This is a genomic window from Brevundimonas sp. GN22 (assembly GCF_054824005.1).
The window spans coordinates 1-23,157 of sequence record NZ_JSYD01000045.1 but is presented as its reverse complement, the minus strand read 5'-3'; the positions used below and the strand labels follow the sequence as shown (position 1 = coordinate 23,157).

General features: G+C 62.0%; 26 protein-coding genes and 2 tRNA genes. 19 read left to right on the top strand and 9 right to left on the bottom strand.

Annotated elements, in window-relative coordinates; translation table 11 throughout:
• Positions 1–40 precede the first annotated feature (40 nt).
• Positions 41–541 carry a peptide-methionine (R)-S-oxide reductase MsrB gene (gene msrB / locus OB03_RS07135; protein ID WP_461343668.1) on the bottom strand — a complete coding sequence of 167 codons (501 nt, stop codon included), beginning with the start codon at positions 539–541 and terminating at the stop codon, positions 41–43.
• A gap of 128 nt (positions 542–669) precedes the next feature.
• Here msrB and OB03_RS07130 point away from each other — a divergent pair, with 128 nt between their 5' ends.
• Complete coding sequence (locus OB03_RS07130; protein WP_461343667.1) at positions 670–1,044, top strand: DUF805 domain-containing protein; 375 nt, start codon at positions 670–672, stop codon at positions 1,042–1,044.
• Between the two features lie 4 nt (positions 1,045–1,048).
• Here OB03_RS07130 and lipB read toward each other — a convergent pair whose 3' ends face one another.
• A complete protein-coding gene (gene lipB, locus OB03_RS07125; RefSeq protein WP_242914056.1) occupies positions 1,049–1,765 on the bottom strand; it encodes a lipoyl(octanoyl) transferase LipB in 717 nt (238 codons plus the stop codon).
• Positions 1,766–1,829: 64 nt separating this feature from the next.
• On the opposite strand from lipB, the gene OB03_RS07120 reads away from it, so the two are divergent.
• From OB03_RS07120 to OB03_RS07100, 5 genes are all read left to right on the top strand, one after another.
• Positions 1,830–2,081, top strand: coding sequence for a FliM/FliN family flagellar motor switch protein (locus tag OB03_RS07120; protein ID WP_242914055.1), 252 nt, complete (start codon positions 1,830–1,832; stop codon positions 2,079–2,081).
• A 148-nt stretch (positions 2,082–2,229) separates the two neighbouring features.
• Positions 2,230–2,314: transfer RNA gene (locus OB03_RS07115), tRNA-Leu, on the top strand.
• 64 nt (positions 2,315–2,378) lie between these two features.
• The gene (mgtE, locus tag OB03_RS07110; protein WP_427846574.1) at positions 2,379–3,836 is read left to right on the top strand and encodes a magnesium transporter; all 1,458 of its coding nucleotides are present in this window, start codon (positions 2,379–2,381) and stop codon (positions 3,834–3,836) included.
• 151 nt (positions 3,837–3,987) lie between these two features.
• Positions 3,988–4,773: a lysozyme gene (locus OB03_RS07105; RefSeq protein ID WP_461343666.1), complete on the top strand. Its 786-nt coding sequence runs from the start codon at positions 3,988–3,990 to the stop codon at positions 4,771–4,773.
• Positions 4,774–4,912: 139 nt separating this feature from the next.
• Positions 4,913–5,662: an exopolysaccharide biosynthesis protein gene (locus tag OB03_RS07100; RefSeq protein WP_242914053.1), complete on the top strand. Its 750-nt coding sequence runs from the start codon at positions 4,913–4,915 to the stop codon at positions 5,660–5,662.
• A gap of 42 nt (positions 5,663–5,704) precedes the next feature.
• On the opposite strand, the gene flaF is transcribed toward OB03_RS07100, so the two are convergent.
• Both flaF and flbT read right to left on the bottom strand, forming a co-directional pair.
• Positions 5,705–6,061, bottom strand: coding sequence for a flagellar biosynthesis regulator FlaF (gene flaF, locus OB03_RS07095; RefSeq protein ID WP_242914052.1), 357 nt, complete (start codon positions 6,059–6,061; stop codon positions 5,705–5,707).
• Positions 6,021–6,446, bottom strand: a complete 426-nt coding sequence (gene flbT / locus OB03_RS07090) for a flagellar biosynthesis repressor FlbT (RefSeq protein ID WP_242914051.1) — start codon at positions 6,444–6,446, stop codon at positions 6,021–6,023. The genes flaF and flbT overlap by 41 nt, the downstream gene beginning before the upstream one ends.
• Before the next feature lie 231 nt (positions 6,447–6,677).
• On the opposite strand from flbT, the gene OB03_RS07085 reads away from it, so the two are divergent.
• The 6 genes from OB03_RS07085 (at position 6,678) to OB03_RS07060 (ending at position 11,068) form a co-directional block, all read left to right on the top strand.
• A complete protein-coding gene (locus tag OB03_RS07085) occupies positions 6,678–7,283 on the top strand; it encodes a hypothetical protein (RefSeq protein ID WP_461343665.1) in 606 nt (201 codons plus the stop codon).
• Between the two features lie 65 nt (positions 7,284–7,348).
• Positions 7,349–8,212: an AAA family ATPase gene (locus tag OB03_RS07080; RefSeq protein ID WP_242914049.1), complete on the top strand. Its 864-nt coding sequence runs from the start codon at positions 7,349–7,351 to the stop codon at positions 8,210–8,212.
• Positions 8,213–8,304: 92 nt separating this feature from the next.
• Positions 8,305–9,114, top strand: coding sequence for a methyltransferase type 11 (locus tag OB03_RS07075; protein ID WP_242914048.1), 810 nt, complete (start codon positions 8,305–8,307; stop codon positions 9,112–9,114).
• 160 nt (positions 9,115–9,274) lie between these two features.
• Entirely contained in the window at positions 9,275–9,850 is a 576-nt protein-coding gene (locus tag OB03_RS07070; RefSeq protein WP_461343684.1) for a YfbR-like 5'-deoxynucleotidase, read from the top strand.
• A gap of 36 nt (positions 9,851–9,886) precedes the next feature.
• Entirely contained in the window at positions 9,887–10,876 is a 990-nt protein-coding gene (locus OB03_RS07065) for an NUDIX hydrolase (protein ID WP_461343664.1), read from the top strand.
• A 102-nt stretch (positions 10,877–10,978) separates the two neighbouring features.
• A tRNA-Ser gene (locus OB03_RS07060) sits at positions 10,979–11,068 on the top strand.
• A 51-nt stretch (positions 11,069–11,119) separates the two neighbouring features.
• Here the strand turns inward: OB03_RS07060 and hutI are convergent.
• From hutI to OB03_RS07045, 3 genes are read right to left on the bottom strand one after another with little or no spacing between them, the layout of a single operon-like run.
• Complete coding sequence (hutI, locus tag OB03_RS07055) at positions 11,120–12,331, bottom strand: imidazolonepropionase (RefSeq protein ID WP_461343683.1); 1,212 nt, start codon at positions 12,329–12,331, stop codon at positions 11,120–11,122.
• Complete coding sequence (locus OB03_RS07050; RefSeq protein ID WP_461343663.1) at positions 12,331–13,221, bottom strand: agmatinase family protein; 891 nt, start codon at positions 13,219–13,221, stop codon at positions 12,331–12,333. The genes hutI and OB03_RS07050 overlap by 1 nt, the downstream gene beginning before the upstream one ends.
• A 5-nt stretch (positions 13,222–13,226) precedes the next feature.
• Positions 13,227–13,925 carry a UTRA domain-containing protein gene (locus OB03_RS07045; RefSeq protein WP_242914044.1) on the bottom strand — a complete coding sequence of 233 codons (699 nt, stop codon included), beginning with the start codon at positions 13,923–13,925 and terminating at the stop codon, positions 13,227–13,229.
• A gap of 99 nt (positions 13,926–14,024) precedes the next feature.
• On the opposite strand from OB03_RS07045, the gene hutU reads away from it, so the two are divergent.
• The 6 genes from hutU (at position 14,025) to OB03_RS07015 (ending at position 21,324) form a co-directional block, all read left to right on the top strand.
• Positions 14,025–15,689, top strand: a complete 1,665-nt coding sequence (hutU, locus tag OB03_RS07040; RefSeq protein WP_461343662.1) for a urocanate hydratase — start codon at positions 14,025–14,027, stop codon at positions 15,687–15,689.
• 4 nt (positions 15,690–15,693) lie between these two features.
• Positions 15,694–17,226: a histidine ammonia-lyase gene (gene hutH / locus OB03_RS07035; protein WP_461343661.1), complete on the top strand. Its 1,533-nt coding sequence runs from the start codon at positions 15,694–15,696 to the stop codon at positions 17,224–17,226.
• 106 nt (positions 17,227–17,332) lie between these two features.
• The gene (locus OB03_RS07030) at positions 17,333–18,745 is read left to right on the top strand and encodes a circularly permuted type 2 ATP-grasp protein (RefSeq protein WP_461343660.1); all 1,413 of its coding nucleotides are present in this window, start codon (positions 17,333–17,335) and stop codon (positions 18,743–18,745) included.
• Positions 18,746–19,678: an alpha-E domain-containing protein gene (locus tag OB03_RS07025; protein WP_242914040.1), complete on the top strand. Its 933-nt coding sequence runs from the start codon at positions 18,746–18,748 to the stop codon at positions 19,676–19,678. It begins immediately after the preceding gene.
• 3 nt (positions 19,679–19,681) lie between these two features.
• Positions 19,682–20,509, top strand: coding sequence for a transglutaminase family protein (locus tag OB03_RS07020; protein WP_242914039.1), 828 nt, complete (start codon positions 19,682–19,684; stop codon positions 20,507–20,509).
• A 68-nt stretch (positions 20,510–20,577) separates the two neighbouring features.
• Entirely contained in the window at positions 20,578–21,324 is a 747-nt protein-coding gene (locus tag OB03_RS07015; RefSeq protein ID WP_461343659.1) for a peptidase, read from the top strand.
• Here OB03_RS07015 and OB03_RS07010 read toward each other — a convergent pair.
• Complete coding sequence (locus OB03_RS07010; RefSeq protein ID WP_461343658.1) at positions 21,321–21,989, bottom strand: LysR substrate-binding domain-containing protein; 669 nt, start codon at positions 21,987–21,989, stop codon at positions 21,321–21,323. The two genes, OB03_RS07015 and OB03_RS07010, sit on opposite strands and share 4 nt — an antisense overlap.
• Positions 21,875–22,222 (bottom strand): LysR family transcriptional regulator, encoded by a 348-nt coding sequence (locus tag OB03_RS07005; RefSeq protein WP_461343657.1) that lies wholly within the window; start codon positions 22,220–22,222, stop codon positions 21,875–21,877. Before OB03_RS07005 ends, OB03_RS07010 begins: the two co-directional genes overlap by 115 nt.
• Before the next feature lie 105 nt (positions 22,223–22,327).
• On the opposite strand from OB03_RS07005, the gene OB03_RS07000 reads away from it, so the two are divergent.
• On the top strand, positions 22,328–23,044 hold the full coding sequence (locus OB03_RS07000) for an SDR family oxidoreductase (RefSeq protein WP_461343656.1): 717 nt from the start codon (positions 22,328–22,330) through the stop codon (positions 23,042–23,044).
• The last annotated feature ends 113 nt before the right edge of the window (positions 23,045–23,157 follow it).

The window sequence follows — 23,157 nt, the reverse complement described above, 5'->3', positions numbered from 1 at the left end:
GAACAGACGAACTACCTTACTCCGCGAAAGACGGCCTTATTCAGGCCGTGCCATCACCGCGCCCCAAGGGGTCCGGCAGTGGTTCACCTTCGGGGGTGAAACTCAGTGCGACAGAGTTGATGCAATAGCGCAAGCCGCTGGGGGGCGGGCCGTCGGGGAAGACGTGGCCCTGATGGCTATCGCAGCGACCGCACCGCGATTCGATTCGGACCATGCCGTACGACGTATCGCGCACGCCGACGACATGCTCGGGATCAACCGGCTCCCAGAAACTGGGCCACCCCGTCCCGCTCTCGAACTTGGTCACCGACTTGAACAGCGGCAAGCCACATTGTCGACAGCAGAAAGTTCCCTGACGCTTCTCGCCCAGCAAAGTCCCGCAGAAGGGCGCTTCGGTACCATGGGCCAGCAGGACCCGCTTCTCTTCTACCGACAGATCGGCTTCCAGAATGGCACGCTCGGCCTCGGTCGGCGGCGTCAGATCATAACCCGCGTTCGAACGATGGGCGGCGTGTGCGTCGGTCGGTGCGTTATCAGTCATGGTCTTGATATAGGTCTGGAACACCGCCTGCGATAGTGGTGCCCGCTTCCCTCGCCTATCGCTTAGGCTAAGGTACGGCCTTAACCCCTAGCGAATCCCCGCGGCACAGACCTCCCCACCTTTCGTTGATGTTCCGACTGACCGAGCTGTTCTTTCACTCCACACACCGGATCGGTCGAGTGCGTTTTGCCTTCGGCGCGACGGTGCTTGCGCTGGTCTCCGGTGCGGTGGTGTGGGCGGATGCCAACGGGTTGGCAGGCTGGGCAGCGTTTCTGGCCAAGCTGCTGATCGCCTATTCGGCGATGTGCGTGATGTCCCTACGCCTGCACGATCTGGGGCGATCGGGCTGGTGGAGCTGGCTGGTGGTGGCCGCTATCGGACTGGCCGAACATCTGGACGGTTGGCCCTGCGCAGCGGCCGGTGCAGGGGTCGCCGTTGTCCTAATCCTTCTGGCTGTCCTGCCGGGCCAGCCGCACCTGAACCGGCACGGCCCGCCCGTCTAGGCAATCAGATAGGCGGCTGCGCCGGTACAACCGGACCAAAGCACTTTTGGAACGATGTCTTCAGCGCATCGTCCGCATCATCCATCGACGCCAGAATGCCAAGGTCCAGCAAGCTGGTAACGCCGTGCTCGGTGATGCCGCACGGCACGATGCCTCCGAAGTGGTCGAGGTCCGGCTCTACGTTCAGGCTGATGCCGTGGAAACTGACCCATTTGCGGACCTTCACGCCGATGGCAGCGATCTTGTCCTCGCGCGCCCAGCCTGCGCCCTTGCGCTCTACCCAGACACCGACGCGGCCTTCGCGCATGCCCGCGTGTACGTCGAACCGCTTCAGGGCACCGATGATCCAGTCTTCCATCGTATGCACGAAACCGCGCACGTCGCGTCCGCGCTGGGTCAGGTCCAGCATCACATAAGCCACGCGCTGTCCGGGGCCGTGATAGGTGAACTGCCCGCCCCGTCCGGTTTTGTAGACAGGGAAACGATCCGGCATCAGTAGGTCCTCGGCCTTGGCCGACACGCCTGCCGTGTAGAGCGGCGGATGCTCCAGCAACCACACAAGCTCGTTGGCCTCGCCCGCTGCAATGGCGGCGACGCGCGCCTCCATAGCGGCCTCGGCCTGCTCGTAATCGACATAGCCGGTCGAGACGGCCCATTCGACCGGACGACCATCGGCACGGATCAATGCGGATTCGGACATGTTTAACGGCTCATCAAGCATAGTGGGTTCAATGTGCTTCCAAGAACGGCAGCGCAAGGCCGTCTTTTAGTGGTGGGTGTTACCGGTGAGCCAAATCGAAGCTGTAGATGTCGAAATCTCGGTCGTTCTGGGCCGCTCTGTCCTGCCCATGCAGCAACTTCTGCGCATGGGCCGTGGTGCCGTGATTCCGCTGGACGCTTCGGCCAAGGACGAAGTGTGGATTCTGGCCAATAACCATCCTGTAGCGCGTGGTGAGATCGAGATTCGTGAGGATCGGATCGCCATCACCGTCACGCGTACCGCCGATGTCTATGACTATATGGCCGGCCAGGCCTGATAGCCGCGTTTTATTTAAGAGGCCAAAGCCCGCTCCGGCGGGCTTTTTGCTGGGTTATGAGAGGGTTGGGGGCAAGTTTCCTGATTTTTCCTCTTTTTCGGGCTTTCCTTTTTCAAAAGCCTAGCCTATTCAGCGGCCTCCGATGCGAGCGGTCGTGGCGGAATTGGTAGACGCGCAGCGTTGAGGTCGCTGTGGGGCAACCCGTGGAAGTTCGAGTCTTCTCGACCGCACCATTGAAGAGACAGGGCGAATCCCGCCTACTACCAAGCGGGATACGATCTTTAGGGAGGCGTAAACGTGACCAACACGGATCCTGCCGACCTGAAACCCGGTCTATCTTCGGATAATGAGACCCAAGATCCCAACGTCTTCGCTATGATTAGCGAAGACGAGGATCACGTCGCGCTGGGCGACGACTACGCCCTTACCGCCAACTTCGTTGAAAAGGTTGTCGACGCCGCCGATGACGGCGATGGCATGCGCCTGCGCGGCCTGTTGGAAGACCTGCACCCCGCCGACGTCGCCGACCTGATGGGCTTCCTGACGGCCGAACACCGCGGTGTCGTGGTCCAATGGCTGCCGCCGGAGCTACTGGCGGAAACCCTGCCGGAACTTGACGACGGTATCCGCGAGGAGGTGCTCGAACGCGTCCCCTCGGGCGTGCTGGCCGAAGCCCTGCAGGAACTGGATTCGGACGACGCCGCCGCCGTTGTCGAAGACCTCGAGGACGACCAGCGCGAAAAGGTTCTGGCCGCCATGCCGGAAACCGACCGCGCAGCCATCGAATCCTCGCTGGGCTACGACGAGGATACTGCTGGTCGTCTTATGCAGCGCGAGGTTATGGCCGCGCCGCAGTTCTGGACCGTCGGCGACACCATCGACCACGTCCGCAGCGACGGCGAAGAACTGCCGGAGCTGTTCTTCGATATTTACGTGGTCGACCCGTTCAACCGTCCGGTTGGCGGCGTCGCCATTTCGCGCCTTCTGCGCTCCAAGCGCGAAACGCCCCTGACCGAGTTGATGGAGCCGATCAACGAGATCGCCGTCGACGTCGATCAGGAAGAAGTCGCGTACATCTTTGAAAAATACCACCTGATCTCGGCTCCCGTCGTCGATGCTGCAGGCCGCCTCGTCGGTCAGCTGACCGTCGATGACGTCGTGAACATCATTCAGGAAGAAAACCGCGAGGACATCCTGCGCCTCGCCGGTGTCTCGGACGAAGACCGGTCGTCGTCCGTGTTCGAGATCGTGCGCGGCCGCGTGCCGTGGCTGGGCATCAACCTGTTCACCGCCATTCTCGGCGCAGCGGTCATCGCTGTGTTTGAAGGCACGATCCAACAGATCGTTGCTCTGGCCGTGCTGATGCCGATTGTGTCGGCCATCGGCGGCAATGCGGGCACGCAGGCTCTGACTGTTACGGTGCGCGCACTGGCAACGCGCGAACTGAACTCGTCCAACGCCCTTCGCACCTTCTGGCGCGAACTGGCCGTAGGCCTCGCGAACGGTATCGTCCTGTCGCCGTTGGTCGGTATTGCGGCGGGCTTCTGGTTCAAGGATTGGCGCATCGGCGCGGTGATCAGCACCGCCATGGTGCTGAACCTGCTGGTGGCGGCGACCGTCGGTGTGGTGACACCGCTGACCCTCAGCAAGCTCAAGTTCGACCCCGCGGTCTCTTCGGCTGTGTTCGTTACCGCAACGACGGACTTCTTCGGCTTCCTAATCTTCCTGGGGCTGGCGACCATCGTCCTGCTTTAGGGCGCGATTTCCCAAATTCCCGAAACGGCCCTCCACGCTGGAACAGGCTTTGCTGTTTCAACGGTGAAGCTCGATTCCCCGTTTCGTTTTGGATCATTACGTGCCGAAACCTGCGTCACCCCCGCATCAGAAATTGTCCCGCGAAGGGCTTTTGCTGATCAAAAGCTTCGAGGGCTTTCGTCCTCGGGCGGTGGCGCGCCGCGACGGGACACTGGTGATCGGCTATGGCCACACCCAGTCGGCTCGCGAAGGGATCGAGATTTCCGAAGCCGAAGCCGAATTGCTGCTGCTCCACGACCTTTTGCCTGTGGTCCGGTTTCTGCACACGCAGGTCCGCCGTACCCTGACGCAGAACCAGTTCGATGCTCTGGTCAGCTTCATCTACAGCATCGGCATCGAACGATTCGAGCGCACGGACATTCTTGGCCTGCTACGTCGCGGGCGCATGCAGGACGTGGCCGAGATTCTGGGCAGTGTTCCGGAACGTCAGCAACCGCCTATCGACACGCCGTATCGCCGTCGCTGCGCCGAGCGCGCCCTGTTCGAACTGGACGAACAGAAGCGCCCCACCCTTCTGCAGTTACTGCTGGCCCCGATCAGCCGACCGGGAACACAAGTTCCGCCACTGGAAGCGCCTTTAGGCACCACAGGCGTCATGCGGCACGAAGGACTGATCACCAAGCCGCAGTGGTCCACCCCCAAACGCAACGCCGCCAATGACGACAGCGATCTGGGACTGGTCGTCCTGATGGCCGCCGTCGGGGTTATGCTGGGGCTGACGGCCTATATGGCCTATCAGCATGGCTCGCGCATTCCGGTCATCGAGAGCCATGGCATGGTTCTGGGCGGCCTACTGGCGCTGCTGGGCGTGTGCATATTGGGGGGCGCAGTCTGGGTTTACGCCAGCACCTGTCGCCCTGCTCGCAACGCCGCTTAAGGTCGGTGCCTGCGGCCAATCGCCGTCGTGTTTTCGCCCCGACTCTCTGAGAACAATACTTCGCGTCCGCAACGGGACGCGCTATGGCTGGTTATAGCCTGTAACAAGGCCTCTACCGACCTCCCCTTGCTTGGACCCTATGCCCACAACTCCTGTGTTGAAGACCTCCGACGAGCGCAGGACTTTCTCCGACGTCCTCGAGTCGTTGGGATATGGCAGCGATCCAAAGCTAACGATCCGCGAGATGGTCGAGGCCTTCGGAGAGCGCGGCTTCGGTGCCATGCTGCTTCTGCTGGCCTTGATGGCACTGTTCCCGTGGCCGCCAGGAGGCAAGGCAGTCTTCTCGGTACCCATCATCTTGCTGTCGATCGAGATGGCGTTCCAGAAAAGCCGTCTGTGGCTGCCCGCCGGCATTATGCGTAGCAACGTACAGCGCGAGACCTACCGTCGACTTTTGAACAGTCCGGTCGCGCTTCCGCGTTGGGCACGGTCGCGTTTGATGGCCAAGGGAAACGGCACCGTCGCCCGCTGGTGGCGACGCCGAATTGCCGTGCGCCCCAAGACCCAGTCGCCACTTAGCCTGCTGCGCGCCGCAGAGCGCCTGACACGACCGCGCTGGCCGTTCATGACGGGCGAACTGGCCGACACACTGATCGGCGTCGCCTGTATTCTTCTGGCGGTGATGATGGCTCTGCCGGTGCCGTTCGGCGACATGCTGCCCGGTCTGGCTATCGCCGTCCTCAGTCTTGGCATCGTCCAGCGCGACGGCGTGTTTATCCTGCTCGGAGCCATCGGCACGGCGGCGAGCGGTATCTATCTGATGCTGGTCTGGAAGACTGTCGCCGCCATCGGCAGCGGTATTATCGGGTGGTTCGACGGCCTGTTCTAGGCCGTCCCACCGAATACAACGCCCCTGCGGGAGCGTGCAGTATCAGGATGCCTGACCGCTAAGACCCTGCATCATCATGCGGTTCAGATCGATAAGCGTGTTGAAATCATCTTCCCCGCGCGCGACGACCGAAGTGTGTTTGGCCACAAACAGGCTCAGCGAGATGATCTGGGCCCGCAGAGCCTGCGGCAGCGCATTGTTCGGATCCGAACACGCCGTGCCCAGGGTCGACCACAGGCGGCGGTTCCAGTCCAATGCATCCATACGCTCGGCAAACTTGGACTTGTCCAAGGTCGAGGCGTGCATCAGGGCACGGGTGACCTGACCGAACAGCCTGTATTCAGCTTCGCGTGGGGATTCAGCCCGCGTCGATGCCGCTTTGTACGCCTGAAGGGACATTGCCGAGCCTTTGCTCTTCGTATTCTACAATTTTACGCGCGCCCATAAGGGCCTTGTAATACTGGCGGTTCATCACGTGACGCGAACAGTTGACGCATTCGCTCAGGATCGCAGGATTCTGGATCACGCCCATGAACTCTGACAGGCGAAGGGCGAACTCGTCGTAGTATTTCGCAGCGTCGCTCTCTTCCAGATACATCATCATGATCGGGAAATAGATGCGGCGCGCCGGGGTATTCACCTCGGCCGGCTGCATGATGTCTTTTTCGCGCAGGACACTGGCCTTGTTCTGTAGGACCAGCACACCCCGGCGGTCACCGTTTTGGACAACGGCACCGTTCAGCACGAATTTCTCGCCGGGCTTCAGCGACAGTTTCAGAGCCAAGAGTCAAAGTCTCCGTAGGAGCGCCCACCGTGACGGTTGGCGGCTGATGAAAAGTAACCCGACGTGGTTAATCAATTATTCTGACTACACCGCCACAGCCAAGTTTCCACAGCCGACTTTAGGTTGTTTTGCGCCGAATTCGCGCCTGAAACTTCTCGCTTCGTTGTTTTTGCGAGGAACAGCGTTGCCGCTAGCCCCGTTAGTCTCCTGATCGATGCGCAGGAGGCCGCCATGGCAGATATGGAACCCGATTTCGACAACGGCTTCGATCCGCAAGATTCGGCCGAAGTCTATGACGAGACCCACCTCGACGACGAAGGCGATGGCGACGCCTTGCTGGACGAGATGGAAGACGTATTCGACGCCACACGCCCGCGACCGGAGGGCATTCCTCTCCCCGCTGCAGAAGAAGACTTCAGCGAAGAGGACGACATCTCGCCGTTGGAAGCTGAGGCCGACGCGCTGTTGGCCGAGCAGCCCCGGGCTACCGACGAAATCGAGCTGGTTTACACCGGCCTCATGCGCAACCAGCGCGGGGCTCAAGCCAGCGCCGCCCATTGGGAAGCGAAGCGTCTGTCTGACGATGACGTGGAACAGCTGGGCTATGACGATAACAGGAAGGAAACGGACATGACCAAGACCCCGCCCCCTACCCCGCGCGAGGAACAGGACGTCGAAGGTCCCGCTACCCGCAAGGTCGCTCCCAATGACGGCAAGACCGATCAGCTGAGGGACAAGATCAAAGAGGCCGAGGACCGTCAGGAAGCCCTTATTGACGAAGCGGTTGAAGAAACCATGGACGCCAGCGACCCGCCTTCGCCCAAACACATCACCTGAACACTGTTCAGCCCCGTCTCTTTAAGCTACCTGCTCTTGATCGTCGTATCAGGAGCAGGTTTCGTATGAGCACCCGTTTTGAAGGCACGCAGGACTATATCGCCACCGATGATCTGAAGATCGCGGTCAATGCGGCTGTGGCGCTGGAGCGTCCGCTGTTGATCAAGGGCGAGCCCGGCACCGGCAAAACGGTTCTGGCCTATGAACTGGCCAAGGCGCTGAATGCGCCGCTGATCACCTGGCACATCAAGTCGACGACCAAGGCCCATAACGGCCTTTATGAGTACGACGCCGTCAGCCGCCTGCGCGACAGTCAGCTGGGCGACGAGCGTGTTCACGACGTCCGCAACTATTTGAAAAAGGGCAAGCTGTGGGAGGCTTTCACCTCCGACGTGCGCCCCGTCCTGCTGATCGACGAGATCGACAAGGCCGACATCGAGTTCCCGAACGACCTGCTTCAGGAACTGGACCGGATGGAGTTCTACGTTCAGGAAACGAACGAGACCATTAAAGCCGATGTGCGTCCTGTCGTTGTCATCACCTCGAACAACGAGAAGGAACTGCCGGACGCCTTCCTGCGTCGCTGCTTCTTCCATTACATCCGCTTCCCCGACGCCGAGACGATGAAGAACATCGTCGAGGTCCACTTCCCCGGCATCAAGCCGCGACTGGTGTCCGAGGCGCTGAAAACCTTCTATGAGGTACGCGAAACGCCGGGCCTGAAGAAGAAGCCCTCCACCAGCGAGCTGCTCGATTGGCTGAAACTGCTGCTGGTTGACGAGATCGATCCGGAGACCTTGCGTGAAAAGTCTCCCACCAAGCTGATCCCGCCCCTGCATGGTGCTCTGTTGAAGAACGAACAGGACATCCACCTGTTCGAACGACTGGCGTTCCTTGCACGTCGCGAAGGCGTTCGTCCGGGCGGGTGACCCCGTTTGGTTCCATTACAAAATCGAGTTACCGCGAATTCACTGGTTTTGGCGCGGTAAGCTGCCAATTTGAGCGGGCTTAGGAGTTGGACATGTATAAGTTCGTCTTGCCAATCACCGCTGTGTTTCTGCTGGCCGCTTGCGATTCCAGCGATGGCGTCCGCGTCAGTAGAAGCGTCGAAATCAACACCGATGGCAAAGGTGACGCCGGTAAGGGTCTGAAGGTCATCAGCAGCCTCCAGTGCCCTGCGGATCAAGGGGTCCTGACGCGCATTGGCTCAGCGAGTGTGGACGGCCGCACCTGCACCTATTCCGGTCCGCGCGGTGCCGAGGTTCAACTGCATCTGGTGGAGTTGAACGGTCAAAACGTCGATGACGTTCTGAAGCGGTTCCAGAACACGCTAATCCCCGCCGATGAAGCCCGCAACGGTCCGATCGCAGTCACGGCGACAGAAACCCAAAACACCACTGTTGAGGGCGAAAATATCGAGAGCGCCGAGGTGCGCATGCCGGGACTGAGCCTCTCCTCCAAGGGTGACCGAGCAAACGTCAGTCTGCCCGGCATGCGTATCGAAGCCGATGGCAACAAGGCCAACATCCGCATTGGTGGTCTGGTCATCAATGCCGACGACAAGGGCAGCACCGTCACGGGCGACGGCCTCGACGTGCAGGCAGATGACAACGGCGCGACAGTCAAGGCCGTCACGCGCAATGCCATCCGCGCCACCATGATCCATGCCATGTCCAAACCGGACGCAAACGGTTGGCGTGTGGTCGGATATGACGCGCGCGGTCCGGGCGGCGGTCCGATTGCGCTGGCGACCTTCCGCACGCGCGACCGTGACGAAGGAGCCATTGTGGACTCGGTTCGCGAACTGGTGACGCTAAACGTCGGGGATTAATCCGAGGTTTTACCTCCGTCGCACTTGAAAGCGCCGTCTTGGTGGTTCACCTGACCAGCCCATGAGCAGGACGATCCCCTTGGCGCTTCACGACGACGACGAACTGGCCCCCCTTCCGAAAAAGCCGCGCACGCCCAAGCCGCCGCGCGCGTGGCAACGTATGCTGTCGGGACGCCGTCTGGACCTGCTGGACCCGTCGCCATTCGACATCGAGATCGAGGACATCGCCCACGGTCTGGCCCGCGTGGCTCGCTGGAATGGTCAGACCATCGGCGAGCACGCCTTCTCGGTCGCCCAGCACTCTCTGATCGTCGAGGAAATCTGCGCCCATATCCGTCCCGGCCTCGAGCCGAAATGGCGGCTGGCGGCCTTGCTGCACGACGCGTCCGAATATGTGATCGGCGACATGATCTCGCCGTTTAAATCGGCTCTGGGCTCGTCCTACAAAGACTTCGAAGCCCGCCTTGAAGCGGCCATCCACGTTCGCTTCCAACTGCCTCCCAAGACGCCGCTCAACATCAAGACCCTGATCAAAAAGGCCGACCGTGCCTGCGCTTTCTTCGAAGCCACTCAACTGGCTGGCTTCACCAAGCGCGAGTCGGTGCAGATTTTCGGCGCGCCGCCCGCTGGCTATTCCATCACGCTTGAACCGATGCCTGCGTTCGAAGCCCAGAAAGCTTATGTGGACCGCTACAAGGAACTGGCCGAAGCTACAGGTCTGATCACCAAGGCCTGAATCACTTCCTGATTCCCTGCCGCCAAGAGGACGATGATGACCGACGGCGACATGACCAACACCCAGACAGCCGACGGCCCTATCGGCGTCCGCATCGGACTGTCTGCCGTCATTATCGCCATGCATAATCGTCAGGCTGCGGTTCTCACGACCCACACGCCCGATGGCGCGCCTGCGCTTCCGTTCGGGCCGTTCGATCCGGTCAAGGACCGCACTTTCGAACTGGCCCTCAGAGATTTTGTAACGGCCCAGACGGGCTTTCCTTTGGGCTTTGTCGAACAGCTCTACACCTTCGGGGACATCGGTCGCGCCTCGCCGCGTGCTGCCTCGGGTCCCGTAAGGGCCCGCGAAGTGTCGGTAGGCTACCTGACCCTCACGCGTGACAGCGCCTCTGCACCGCTGGGCCAGTCAGGACAGGATGCACGCTGGACGCCTTTGTTCGACATCTTTCCGTGGGAAGACTGGCGAAGCGGACCTCCCGCCGTTCTGCATAGCCTCACGACAACCCTCAACGACTGGGCCGGATCCGACACGCGCAAACAGGCCCGCGTCCAAACACTGTTTGCAACGGGCGAAGCCACCCGCTGGAACGAGGAACGCGTCCTCGAACGCTACGAACTTCTTTACGAGGCTGACCTCGTAGAAGAATCGCGACGCGACCATCACCGCACGGATCAATCGCAGAGCCTTCTGCTCAACGACCTTCCCATGGCATCCGACCACCGCCGGATTGCTGCAACCGGACTGGGGCGGCTGCGTAGCAAGCTGAAATACCGCCCTGTCCTGTTCGATCTGATGGGCGAGGAGTTCACCCTTTCCAATCTTCAAGCCGCCGCCGAAGCCGTTTCCGGTCTTTCCCTGCATAAACAGAACTTCCGCAGGGGTGTGGAACGCACCGGACTGGTCACGCCAACGGGGCGATTTGCGACCGATACAGGAGGCCGTCCGGCGGAGCTTTTCCGCTATGTGGGCCCCGATAACATCGGTGCATCTGCGTCCGGTCTGACCCTACCTTGGCAGCGTTGAATTAGATCAGAATTTTTGTGAAGAATCAGCTTGCAAGGCAAAGGCTCCTTGGCTACATAGCCCTCCTCAACCGGGCCCCACGGGGGCCCCTGATGATCTCGCGGAGAGGTGGCAGAGTGGTTGAATGTACCGCACTCGAAATGCGGCGTACGTGAAAGCGTACCGGGGGTTCGAATCCCCCCCTCTCCGCCACGATCACCTTCCCTGAAAATCGATATCAGCCCCACCGGCACCCCAGTCGGGTTATCGACGCGTCCCATTCACATAGGTGGCGTGAAGAAGCGGCGCGCCGAGCCAGTAGCTGAGTTCCGCTGGACGCCGGATATCCCAAACGGCCAGATCGGCCAGCTTGCCCTCTTCAATCGTTCCAACGTCGTCCTGCATGCCCAGCGCCCGCGCGGCGTTGCGCGTGGCTCCCGTTAGCGCCTCTTCGGGCGTCAGGCGAAACTGCACGCAGGCGAGGTTCATCGTCGCGGTCATGGAGGCCACGGGCGAGGTACCGGGGTTGCAATCGGTCGCCAATGCCATGGGCACGCCATAGCGGCGCATCAGGTCCACAGGCGGCGCTTTCGTTTCGCGCAGCATCAGGAACGCACCCGGTAACAGCACACCAACCGAACCGACCTTGGCCATCGCCGCAATGCCCGCCTCGTTCGAATATTCGATATGGTCCGCCGACAGAGCGCCATAACGGGCCGCCAGCGCCGCGCCGTCGCTGTCCGACAGCTGGTCGGCGTGGAGTTTGACCGGCAGGCGTAACGCCTTTGCCTTGTCGAACAGGCGGCTTACCTCGTCAACCGAGAAAGCAATCGGTTCGCAATAGGCATCGACCGCGTCCACCAAACCTTCGGAATGGGCCGCAGGCAGGATTTCATCCACAGCCTTATCCACATAGGCCGCGCGGTCGGCCTTATGCTCGGGCGGCAGGGCGTGAAGACCCAGATAGGAGGTGCGAACCCGTACCCCGCCCTCGCGCCCGATACGGCGAGCGACGCGCAGCATCTTCAGCTCGCTGTCGAGGTCGAGGCCATAGCCGGACTTGATTTCAACGGTCGTGACGCCCGTATCCTTCAGCCCCTGCAACCGCTTCAACGCCGAGGCAAAAAGCTGCTCCTCGGTTTCTTCACGCGTGGCGCGAACGGACGAGACGATCCCTCCGCCACTACGGGCGATCTCCTCATAGCTGACACCCTCAAGGCGCTGCTCGAACTCGCCCGAGCGGTCACCCCCGAACACCAGATGGGTGTGGCAGTCGATCAGACCGGGCGTGACCCAGCGGCCATCAAACCTATCCGTATTGGTCGCCGTGTGTGCAGGCAGATCTGCCCTCGCCCCTACCCATACAATGCGGCCACCCTTGATCAGGAGCGCACCGTCCTCGATGGCACCGTAAGCAGCGCCACCCTCTATCATGGTGGCCAGTTTGCAGTCGGTAATCAGCAGGTCCGCTTCGATCATCGCGCCGACACTCCGCTGAGGATTTCACAGAACCACCGCCCCGCCGTCAGCGAGCCGAGATCGCCCACCTCCAGCGACGGATCATATTCTGTCAGGTCCACGGCGCGAACCTTGGGATGCGCGCCGATCACCCGCGCCGCATCGAAGAAGTCATGCACCGATACGCCACCCGGCCTCGCCCCCGGGCTGGCGGGCCATTGGCTGCGGTCGATGACATCGATGTCGAAATCGACGTAGATGACCTCGCAGAGGGCGGACAGACGCTCCAACTCCTGCGCGACCACAGCCGCCAACCCCTGCTCTCGGCATTCGCATACAGTACGGACATTGATCCCCGCCGTCTTAGCCTTTTCATGAGCACGGCGGGTGTTGGCAAACGGGGCCAAGCCGACCTGACTGATCCGGTTGCCGTCCAGCCCGTCCTCCAACAGCGCCTGTATCGGATTGCCGTTGGTAAGGCCTTGATCGGTGTCGCGCAGGTCGAAATGCGCATCCAGCGTCAGCACACCGACGCGCTCCAGCCCCAGCGCGTGCACACCTGCGCGAGTGATCGCATTATTGCCACCGACCAAGATCGTCAGGTCGCGGTGCGTTTGCGCCTTCACCGCGTCGCGGACTGGCTCGAAGGCATCAGCTGGGGACACAGCTTTCAGCGCCACATCGCCCGCATCATGCACGCGGATACCCAGTTCCAGCCCCGTCTCGACATCATAGGTCGACAGACGCGGCAGCGCGGCTCTCAGTGCCTTTGGTCCCAGATCACATCGCCCCGGTGTCAGCGACCGCTCGTTCAGCGGTGCCCCGATCATCGCCACCCGCGCCTCGGGATGGTTGCCCACCAGATCACCGACAGAACGCCAACCCAGGGCTTCGGACTGTTCACTCATGGCGGTCATCCTTTCGTGGGAGAAAAGCGCGCGACCAGATCATAGGCCGTGCCGGGGAAAATCTGGGTAGCGCGGGTTACGCCCTGTCCGTCGCGCCACGTCCGGCGCTCTAACCTCAAACACGCCGTACCATCGGCCAGACCCAGATGGTTGGCCGTTTCGCCATCGGCAGCAACGGCAGAAATGCGGTGCTCGGCCTCGGTCCACGGCATGTTCGCCAGCAGCCAGCCCCCGGGCGGCTGGGCGCTGAAGTCTGCGGTCTCGGCATCGGGGGCCGCGTCCAGAGAGATCACACGGCGCTCGAACACGAAAGGCATATCGTCGGACAGGTGCAGGGTCGCGAGTTCAACGACCTTTCCGCCCATCTCCTCAGCCACGTCAGCAGGGCGCACGATGCGGGCCAGCAGGCGGTGGCTGTATTTCAGCCCCCTGCCCTCGACCTCGGACTGGATGTCGGGAATGGCCACCAGTGCCGAAGAATGAACCGGCGGATGGGCCACAACCGTCCCCGCCCTGCGCCGCCGCACCACGAGAGACCGCGCCGCCAGATCGGTAATCGCCCGCGATACCGTCATCCGCGCACAGCCATATTCGGCCATCAGTTCAGCCTCGGTCGGGATGCGGAAACCCGGCTGCCACTCGCCCGAGGCGATGCGGCGCTCGATGTCGCTCGCGATCCGTCTGTGCAGCGGTTCCTGTTCCATGGAGTTCAGCCTGCCTCGTCCCGATTTTAATGTCTAGACATAATGGAAAGTCCGTGCAGAACTTTGCTCCAAGATCAGCGATGCCTGACGGAGGATTCGATGGCTACCCACAATTCACGCGTCATTCGCAGCCCGCGCGGGCCGGAAAAGACCGCCAAGACATGGGCCTCCGAGGCCGCCATGCGCATGCTGATGAACAACCTTGATCCCGACGTGGCCGAGCGCCCCGAGGACCTTGTCGTCTATGGGGGTATCGGCAAGGCCGCCCGCAACTGGCAGGCGTTCGATACCATCGTCGCCCAGCTTCAAAAACTGGAAGAGGACGAGACCCTGCTGGTCCAGTCGGGCAAGCCGGTTGGCGTGTTTCGCACCCATGCCGATGCCCCGCGCGTCCTGATCGCCAACTCCAACCTCGTGCCCAAATGGGCGACGTGGGAGCATTTCAACGAACTCGATAAAAAGGGTCTGGCCATGTACGGCCAGATGACCGCCGGATCGTGGATCTACATCGGCACCCAAGGCATCGTTCAGGGCACCTATGAGACCTTCATGGAGGCTGGACGCCAGCACTATGGCGGCGACTGGTCTGGCAAGTGGATTCTGACGGCTGGCCTTGGCGGCATGGGCGGTGCGCAGCCGCTGGCCGCGACCATGGCGGGTGCATCCTGCATCGCCATCGAATGCCAGCGCAGCCGCATCGAGTTTCGCATCCGCACCCGATACCTCGACGTCATGGCCGAGACGCTGGACGAGGCGATGGCCCTGCTGGAACAGTCGCTGAAAGATGGCAAGCCAACCTCCATCGGCCTATTGGGCAATGCCTCCGACATCCTTCCGGAGATGGTCAAGCGCGGCATCCGCCCCGATCTGGTGACCGACCAGACCAGCGCCCACGATCCGGTCAATGGCTACCTTCCCTCGGGCTGGACCGTCGCCGAATGGGAAGAAAAGCGCGTATCGACCCCCGCCGAGGTCGAGGCCGCAGCCCGCCAGTCGATGGCCACTCATGTTCAGGCCATGCTCGACTTCCACAACTTGGGCATCCCGACTACCGACTATGGCAACAACATCCGTCAGGTCGCCTTCGATCAAGGCGTGACCGACGCCTTCGCCTTCCCCGGTTTCGTGCCCGCCTATATCCGCCCGCTGTTCTGTCGCGGCATCGGCCCGTTCCGCTGGGCCGCCCTGTCGGGTGATCCGGAGGACATCCGCAAGACGGACGAGGCGATGAAAAAGCTGTTCCCCGACAATGCGGGCCTGCACCGCTGGCTGGACATGGCGGGCGAGCGCATCGCGTTTCAGGGCCTGCCCGCCCGCATCTGCTGGATCGGGCTGGGCGACCGCCACCGCGCAGGGCTCATGTTCAATGAAATGGTCAAATCGGGCGAGCTGTCGGCCCCCATCGTCATTGGCCGCGACCATCTGGACTCCGGCTCTGTCGCCAGCCCCAACCGCGAAACCGAGGCGATGCAGGACGGCTCGGACGCTGTTTCCGACTGGCCGCTGCTGAATGCCCTGCTGAATACGGCCTCGGGTGCCTCATGGGTGTCGCTGCACCACGGCGGCGGGGTCGGCATGGGCTATTCCCAGCACTCGGGCGTGGTGATCGTGGCCGATGGCACCGATGAAGCCGCCCGCCGCCTTGAGCGCGTGCTGTGGAATGACCCGGCAACGGGCGTCATGCGCCATGCCGACGCCGGATACGACATCGCCAAGGACGCCGCGCGCACCAATGGCCTGAACCTGCCCTCGCTGGACCTCTAAGACTATGACCACCCACATCGAAATCGGGGCTGCGCCCCTCACACTGTCCCAGCTTCGCGACGTCCTGAATGGTCCGGTTCAGGTATCTTTAAGCGGTGCCGCATGGGCCCATGTCGAGAAAGGTGCCGCCACGGTCGAGGCTATCCTCAGGGAAGGCCGCACCGTCTATGGCATCAACACGGGTTTCGGCCTGCTGGCCAACACTTCGATTGCTGCGGACGATCTGGAAACGCTCCAGAAGAACCTCGTCCTCAGCCATGCTTGCGGCGTCGGCGAACCGCTGAGCGAGAACGTCACCCGCCTACTGATGGTGCTGAAGATCGCCAGCCTGTCGAAGGGCGCATCGGGCATCCGCCGTCGCACGCTGGAAACCCTGATCGGTATGGTCAATGCCGAGGTGTTGCCGCTGATCCCGTCCAAGGGATCGGTCGGTGCCTCTGGCGATCTGGCCCCGCTGGCGCATATGTCGAGCGTTTTGATCGGCGTCGGCGAAGCCCGTTATCAGGGACAGGTACTGGATGCCGTGACCACCCTGTCCAAGGCCGGACTTGAACCGATCGTGCTGGGTCCGAAGGAAGGGCTGGCCCTGCTGAACGGCACCCAATGCTCCACCGCGCTCGCCTTGGCGGGTCTGTTTGCGACGGAAGACGTGTTCGCCGCTGCCATCGCTGCGGGCGGGCTTTCGACCGATGCCCTCAAAGGCTCGGACGCACCATTCGATCACCGCATCCATGCCCTGCGCGGTCAGCCCGGTCAGATCGACGTGGCCCGTCGTCTGCGCGAAATCCTGTCGGGCAGCGCCATCCGCGAGAGCCACCGCCACGACTGCTCCAAGGTGCAGGACCCCTACTCCCTGCGCTGCCAGCCTCAGGTCATGGGCGCCACGCTGGACGTGCTGCGCAACGCCGCCGCCATGCTGGAACGCGAAGCCAATGCGGTTACCGACAACCCGCTAGTTTTCATCGAGGACGGTGACGTGATCTCCGGCGGCAATTTCCACGCCGAACCCGTGGCCTATGCCGCCGACCAGATCGCGATGGTTCTGTGCGAGATCGGCAATATCAGCGAGCGCCGCACCTCCATCCTCGTCGATCCGAAGATGAGCGAACTGCCTGCCTTCCTCGTCAAGGAAAGCGGCCTGAACTCCGGCTTCATGATCGCACAGGTGACGGCGGCGGCTCTGGTGGCGGAGAACCGCATGATGGCCCATCCGTGCGTGATCGACACCGTGCCGACCAGCGCCAATCAGGAGGACCATGTCTCCATGGCCACCCACGGTGCCCGCAGGCTGCTGGACATGGCCGAGAACACCGCCAATGTGGTGGGCATAGAGCTGCTGGCTGCGGCACAGGGCCTCGACTTCCACCGCCCGCTGACCTCCTCGCCCGAACTGGAACAGGCCTACGCCATCGTGCGCGAGGCCGCTGCGCCCTATACCAGCGACCACTATTTCGCCCCGGACATTGCCCGCGCCACCCAAGGCGTGCGTGCTGGTCGCTATCGTCCGTTTGCCGCAAGCCTACTGCCTTCGGCCTAAGAACCGCTCAAAGGACCGCGCAAGCTTTGCTGCAATGCAGCATTTTTTACTTGCGCGGTTCGCCATCTGACCCTCACCATCGCATGACAGCGATATCGGAGAGGGCATGGCGTTTGACGAAATGAACGGCACGGGCGGCGAAATCCGTTCGCCCTATGCCAAGGCCGCTCAATGGCTGGCGAACGCCTCGCCGGACCTGCTCAAGACCCGATCACGACAGGCCGAACTGTTCTTTCGCCGCATGGGCATCACCTTTGCCGTCTATGGCGACACGGAATCCAACGAGCGGCTCATCCCGTTCGACCTGATCCCGCGCATCGTCAGCGGGGCTGAATGGAACGGTCTGGAAGTTGGCCTGACCCAGCGGATCAACGCCATCAATGCCTTCCTGAAGGATATCTACGGCTCGCAGGAAATCCTGAAAGCGGGCATAATCCCGCCCGAACTGATCCTGACCAATCAGGCCTATCGCCCCGAAATGCAGGGCCAGCGCCCGCCCCGCGACATCTGGGTGCAGATCGCGGGCGTCGATCTGGTCCGCACCGGCGAAGACGAGTTCCACGTGCTGGAGGACAATGTCCGTACCCCGTCGGGCGTTTCCTACATGCTGGAAAACCGCGAAATGATGATGCGGTTGTTTCCGGAACTGTTCGCCGACCACTCGGTCCGTCCGGTCGAGACCTATCCCGACACTTTGCTGGCCAGTCTCAAAGCGTGTGCGCCGGAGGACGCGGGCGGCAATCCGACGATTGTTGTCCTGACCCCCGGCCCGTTCAACTCGGCCTATTACGAACATTCGTTCCTCGCCGATAAACTGGGGGCCGAACTGGTCGAGGGCAGCGACCTGTTTGTCGATGACAACTACGTCTACATGCGCACCACCCAAGGTCGCCGCCGCGTCGATGTCATCTATCGCCGCGTGGATGACGAGTTCCTCGATCCGCTGACCTTCAGGCCCGATTCCGCATTGGGCGTGCCCGGCATGATGGCGGCCTATACGGCAGGCAATGTCACGCTGGCCAATGCGGTCGGCACGGGCGTGGCCGATGACAAGGCCGTCTATACCTACATCCCCGACATCATCCGCTTCTATACGGGTGAAGAGCCGATCCTGAAGAACGTCCCGACGTGGCGCTGTCGCGAGGCAGACGATCTGAAGTACGTGCTCGAACACCTCGACGAACTGGTGGTCAAAGAGGTCGGTGGCTCCGGCGGCTATGGCATGTTGATCGGCCCCGCCGCGACCAAGGCCGAGATAGAGGCCTTCCGCGCCAAGCTGACCGCCGCGCCCGAAGAGTTCATCGCCCAGCCCACGCTGGCCCTGTCCACCGCCCCCACCCTTTCGGACGGCAAGCTGGTCCAGCGCCACATCGACCTGCGCCCCTTTGTGCTGTCCAGCCCCAATGGTTGCAGCATCGCACCGGGCGGGCTGACGCGCGTCGCGCTGAAAGAAGGCTCGCTGGTGGTGAACTCGTCGCAGGGCGGCGGCACCAAAGACACCTGGGTTCTGGAGGACTGAATGCTCTCGCGCACCGCAGACAGCCTCTATTGGGCGGGCCGATACATTGAACGGGCCGACTATCTGGCACGCATTCTGGAAGCCACCCTTCGTCTCGCCGCCATCCCGACCAAGCAAGGCACGGAAAGTTCGATTTGGGCCGCATCGCTGGCCACATCGGGTTGCCCGCTTCTCCCCAACAGCGACCTGACAGACCCTCAAGACATCCGCGATTATCTGGCCTTCTCGCCGGACAACCCGTCATCCATCCATTGTTGCCTAACCATGGCGCGCACCAATGCCCGCTCGGTCCGCACCGCCCTAACGGTAGAGCTGTGGGAGACGATCAACGGCGCGTGGAACCGGCTGCAAGAACTGGACATGCCGTTACGGGGCGACGAGCTGCTGGAGTTCCTCCAGTGGGTCAAAGGCGTCACCCTTGGCGTCGAGGGGGCCACGTCGCGCACCATGCTACGCAATGACGCCTACTGGTTCCTGCGTCTGGGCGCGGCGGTCGAGCGGGCCGACAACACCGCCCGCCTGCTGGATGTGAAATACCACCTGCTGCTGCCCGAGGGCGAACGCGTGGGCGGCCAGTTCGACTATTTCCAATGGACCACCCTGCTGCGCGAAGTGTCGGCCCTGACGGCCTATCGCTGGGTGTACCGCGATGACGTCAAACCGTGGCACGTGGCCGATCTGATGATCCTCAACCGCCAGATGCCGCGTTCGCTGGCAAGTTGTCAGGCTACCATTGTCCGCTATCTGGACCGTCTGGCCGCCGACTATGACAACCGTGGGCCGGCCCAGCGGCTGGCGTCTGCCCAGATGAAGCATTTCGAGGGGGCCAAGATGGATACCATCTTCCAGAGCGGCCTGCACGAATACATCCAGTCCTACCTCGCGGAAAACCGTCGCCTCGGCGAGGCGATCCACCAGCAGTATCTGAGCTAACCCATGCTGATCCGCGTCGAGCACACCACAACCTACCGCTACGCCCGCCCGCCACGGGCAATCACCCAGATCCTGCGCATGTCTCCGATGCAGACCGATGGCCAGCACATCCGGCGCTGGTCGGTTGAGCCGGACTTCGACGCCCGAATTCATCAGGGCACGGACGCCTTCGGAAACATCACCCACACCCTGTACGTCGATAATCCGCCGCACGAATTGTCGCTTCTGGTCACGGGCGAAGTTGAGACAACCGACACGGCGGGCGCGTTAGGGCAGATTCCCGAACGGCTTTCTCCGCTGGTCTATTTGCGTGACACGGCCCTGACCGCTGCCGATCCAGCCATACGCGATCTGGCCGAACAGCATGCAGCGGGTCCCGCGCTGAACCGCCTGCATGCGCTGATGGGCGACATCGCGGGCCGAATGCGTTTTCGCATCGGTGCCACTACGGTCCACAACAGCGCCGCTGAAGCGCTTTCGCTCGGCGAAGGGGTCTGTCAGGACTACGCCCACCTCTTCATCGCCACGGCCCGTTGCATGGGCTTTCCCGCCCGCTATGTCTCGGGCCACCTGTTCCGCGAGGACGGCATGAATCTGCAGGATGCTTCGCACGCATGGGCCGAGGCCTATGTCGAGGATATCGGCTGGATCGGCTTTGATGCTGCTAACGGCATTTGCCCGACCGACCGCTATATCCGCATTGCCACCGGCCTCGATTATCTGGGCGTCGCACCTGTACGGGGCTCCAGCTTCGGCGGACAGAACGAGACGATGACCGTCCACATCGACGTCAAGGACATGCGCGCCTCGTCCCAGCAACAGCAGCAATAAGTCCAAGATGGCATAACAGCGGAATCTGCTATGTTGCGCCGCACACTTCCAGCGACGGACCACCGCCCATGACCTATTGCGTAGGATTGCTTGTCGAAGACGGTCTGGTCCTGATTGCCGACACACGCACCAACGCTGGCGTGGACAACATCTCTTCCTATCGCAAGCTGCACGTCTCGGAGGTGACAGGCGAGCGGGTGATTGCAGTTGCCACCGCAGGCAACCTCTCGGTCACCCAGACAGCCATGGCCATGGTGCGCGAAGGCATCAAGATGCCGGGTAGCGAAGAACCGGAAAGCCTGCTGACCGCCCCCACCCTGTTTCGCGCGGCACAGTTGGTCGGCCACGCCATCAAACTGGTCCGCTACGAAATCGCGCCGTCGCTGGAGGCCGAGACCGTCAACGCCGATGCCTCGGTCCTGATCGGAGGACAGATCGGCGACGGGCCCATCAGCCTTTACATGGTCTATTCGCAGGGCAATTTCATCGAGTGCCAGCCCGACACGCCCTATCTCCAGATCGGCGAGTTCAAATACGGAAAGCCCATTCTGGATCGCGCCTTGCGGCACCACACCCCGCTGCCGGAAACGGTCAAACTGGGCCTGATCTCGTTTGACTCCACGCTTCGCTCGAATGTCTCGGTAGGGCTGCCTCTGGACATGATCGTGCTGCGCAAGGGCGAGCGAAAGGGCGACGTGCGCCGCATCGAGGCAGGCGATCCCTATTTCCAAATTCTAGGCCAGCAATGGTCCAGAGCCTTGGCCGAGGCCCAGCACGCTATGCCCTCCCCGCCGTGGCTTGACGAGGGTGCCTAAGCACTACGCCCGCGTTGCTGTCGCACATAGTCGATCAACGCCCTGAGCTTGGGCGGTGCGGTACGGCGGCTGGGATAGTGCAGATAAAATCCGTCGAACGGCGGGCAGTAGGGTTCCAGCACCTTCACAAGGGCGCCGCTTTCCAGATGAGGCGCAAAGCTTGTCTCCATGCCAAAGGTGATGCCCGCCCCCGCGACGGCCAGATCAACCATGGTGCCCATCTGGTTCACTGTGATGGCGGCATCCACATCGACGCGAAACTCGTGTCCTTCCTCCGCGAACTCCCAACGATAGGCCGCGACATCGTGACGGGGCCGCCACCCGATACAGCGATGCTCCAGAAGGTCGCGCGGATGCGTAGGTTCGCCATGCCGAGCCAGATAGCCGGGTGAGCAGACCACGACCTGCCGCTCCTGATCGGCGATGGGCACGGCAACCATGTCCTTTTCAATGAACTCGCCCAGCCGAACGCCCGCATCAAAGCCATCGCCCACTACATCAAACGGCAGGTCCGTCAGCGTCAGGTCCAGCCGAATATCCGGATAGGCGCTCAGGAAGCCCGCCAGATAGGGACCGGACAGGAAACGGTCGGCAATGGACGACACCGCCAGCTTGAGCAAACCGCTGGGCCGGTCTTGGCGATCGGTCGTGACCTCCACCGCCACAGAGATATCCTGCAGCGCTGGGCCAACCGCTCGAACAGCGCCGTGCCCTCTTCGGTCAGCACGACACTGCGGGTCGTGCGCTGAAACAGGGCGACGCCCAGCCGCTCTTCCAGCCGACGTACCGCCTGACTGACCGCCGAACGGGTCACGCCCATCCGCTCCGACGCCTCTCTAAAGCTGCAAAGTTCAGCCACCGCATGAAACGCGGCCAGCGCGTGATAGTCCGGAACCATTGGTTAGCCTAGCTACGCAATCCGATCAGAACTAGCCGTCTAATCGAACCACGATCCGCCGTCTAGCTTCCGCCCATCGCAATCAAGCGTTGGAAGGAAAAGCTCATGATCAAGAACAAGGTCGTCCTCATCACTGGTGCCTCCAGCGGCATCGGTGCGGCCATCGCCCAAGAACTAAGCAAAGCGGGTTCCAAGGTGGTTCTCGGTGCCCGTCGTGCCGACCGTCTGGAACAACTAGCCGCCAGCCTGCCGGGTGAAGTTCTGGTGCATCCGGTCGATGTGACCGACCGCGACGCTATGCGCCGCTTTGCGAATGCCGCACGCGCCCGTTTCGGTGCAGTGGACGTGATCGTCAACAATGCAGGCCTTATGCCCCTTTCCCGCGTCGATGCGCTCAAGTTCGACGAATGGGACCGCATGATCGACGTGAACATTCGCGGGGTTCTGAACGGCGTGGCTGCCGTCCTGCCGGAAATGGTCACCGCCGGTAAGGGGCAGATCATCAACATCGCCTCGATTGCGTCGCTGCACGTATTCCCGATGGCCACCGTCTATTGCGCGACCAAGTATGCCGTTCATGCCATCTGCGAAGGCCTGCGTCAGGAGCACAACAACCTGCGCATTTCCTGCATCTATCCCGGTGTCGTGGAGAGCGAACTGGCCGAGCACATCACCGATCCGGAAGCCATCGAGGCCATGCGCCTGTTCCGCCAAACGGCTCTGAAACCCGCCGCCATCGCGCGTGCTGTGCGCTATGCCATTGACCAACCGGATGACGTTGACGTCAACGACATCGTGGTCCGTCCGACCGCCGCGACCTGATCCCGCTGTGGCAAGTCCGTCTGTGTATCCTATGCGACGCACGGAACGGGCTTTGCCCTTCGGTCACTTTCTCCGCAGAGGAGGACCGCCATGCCCCGCGGAGAGAAATCCAA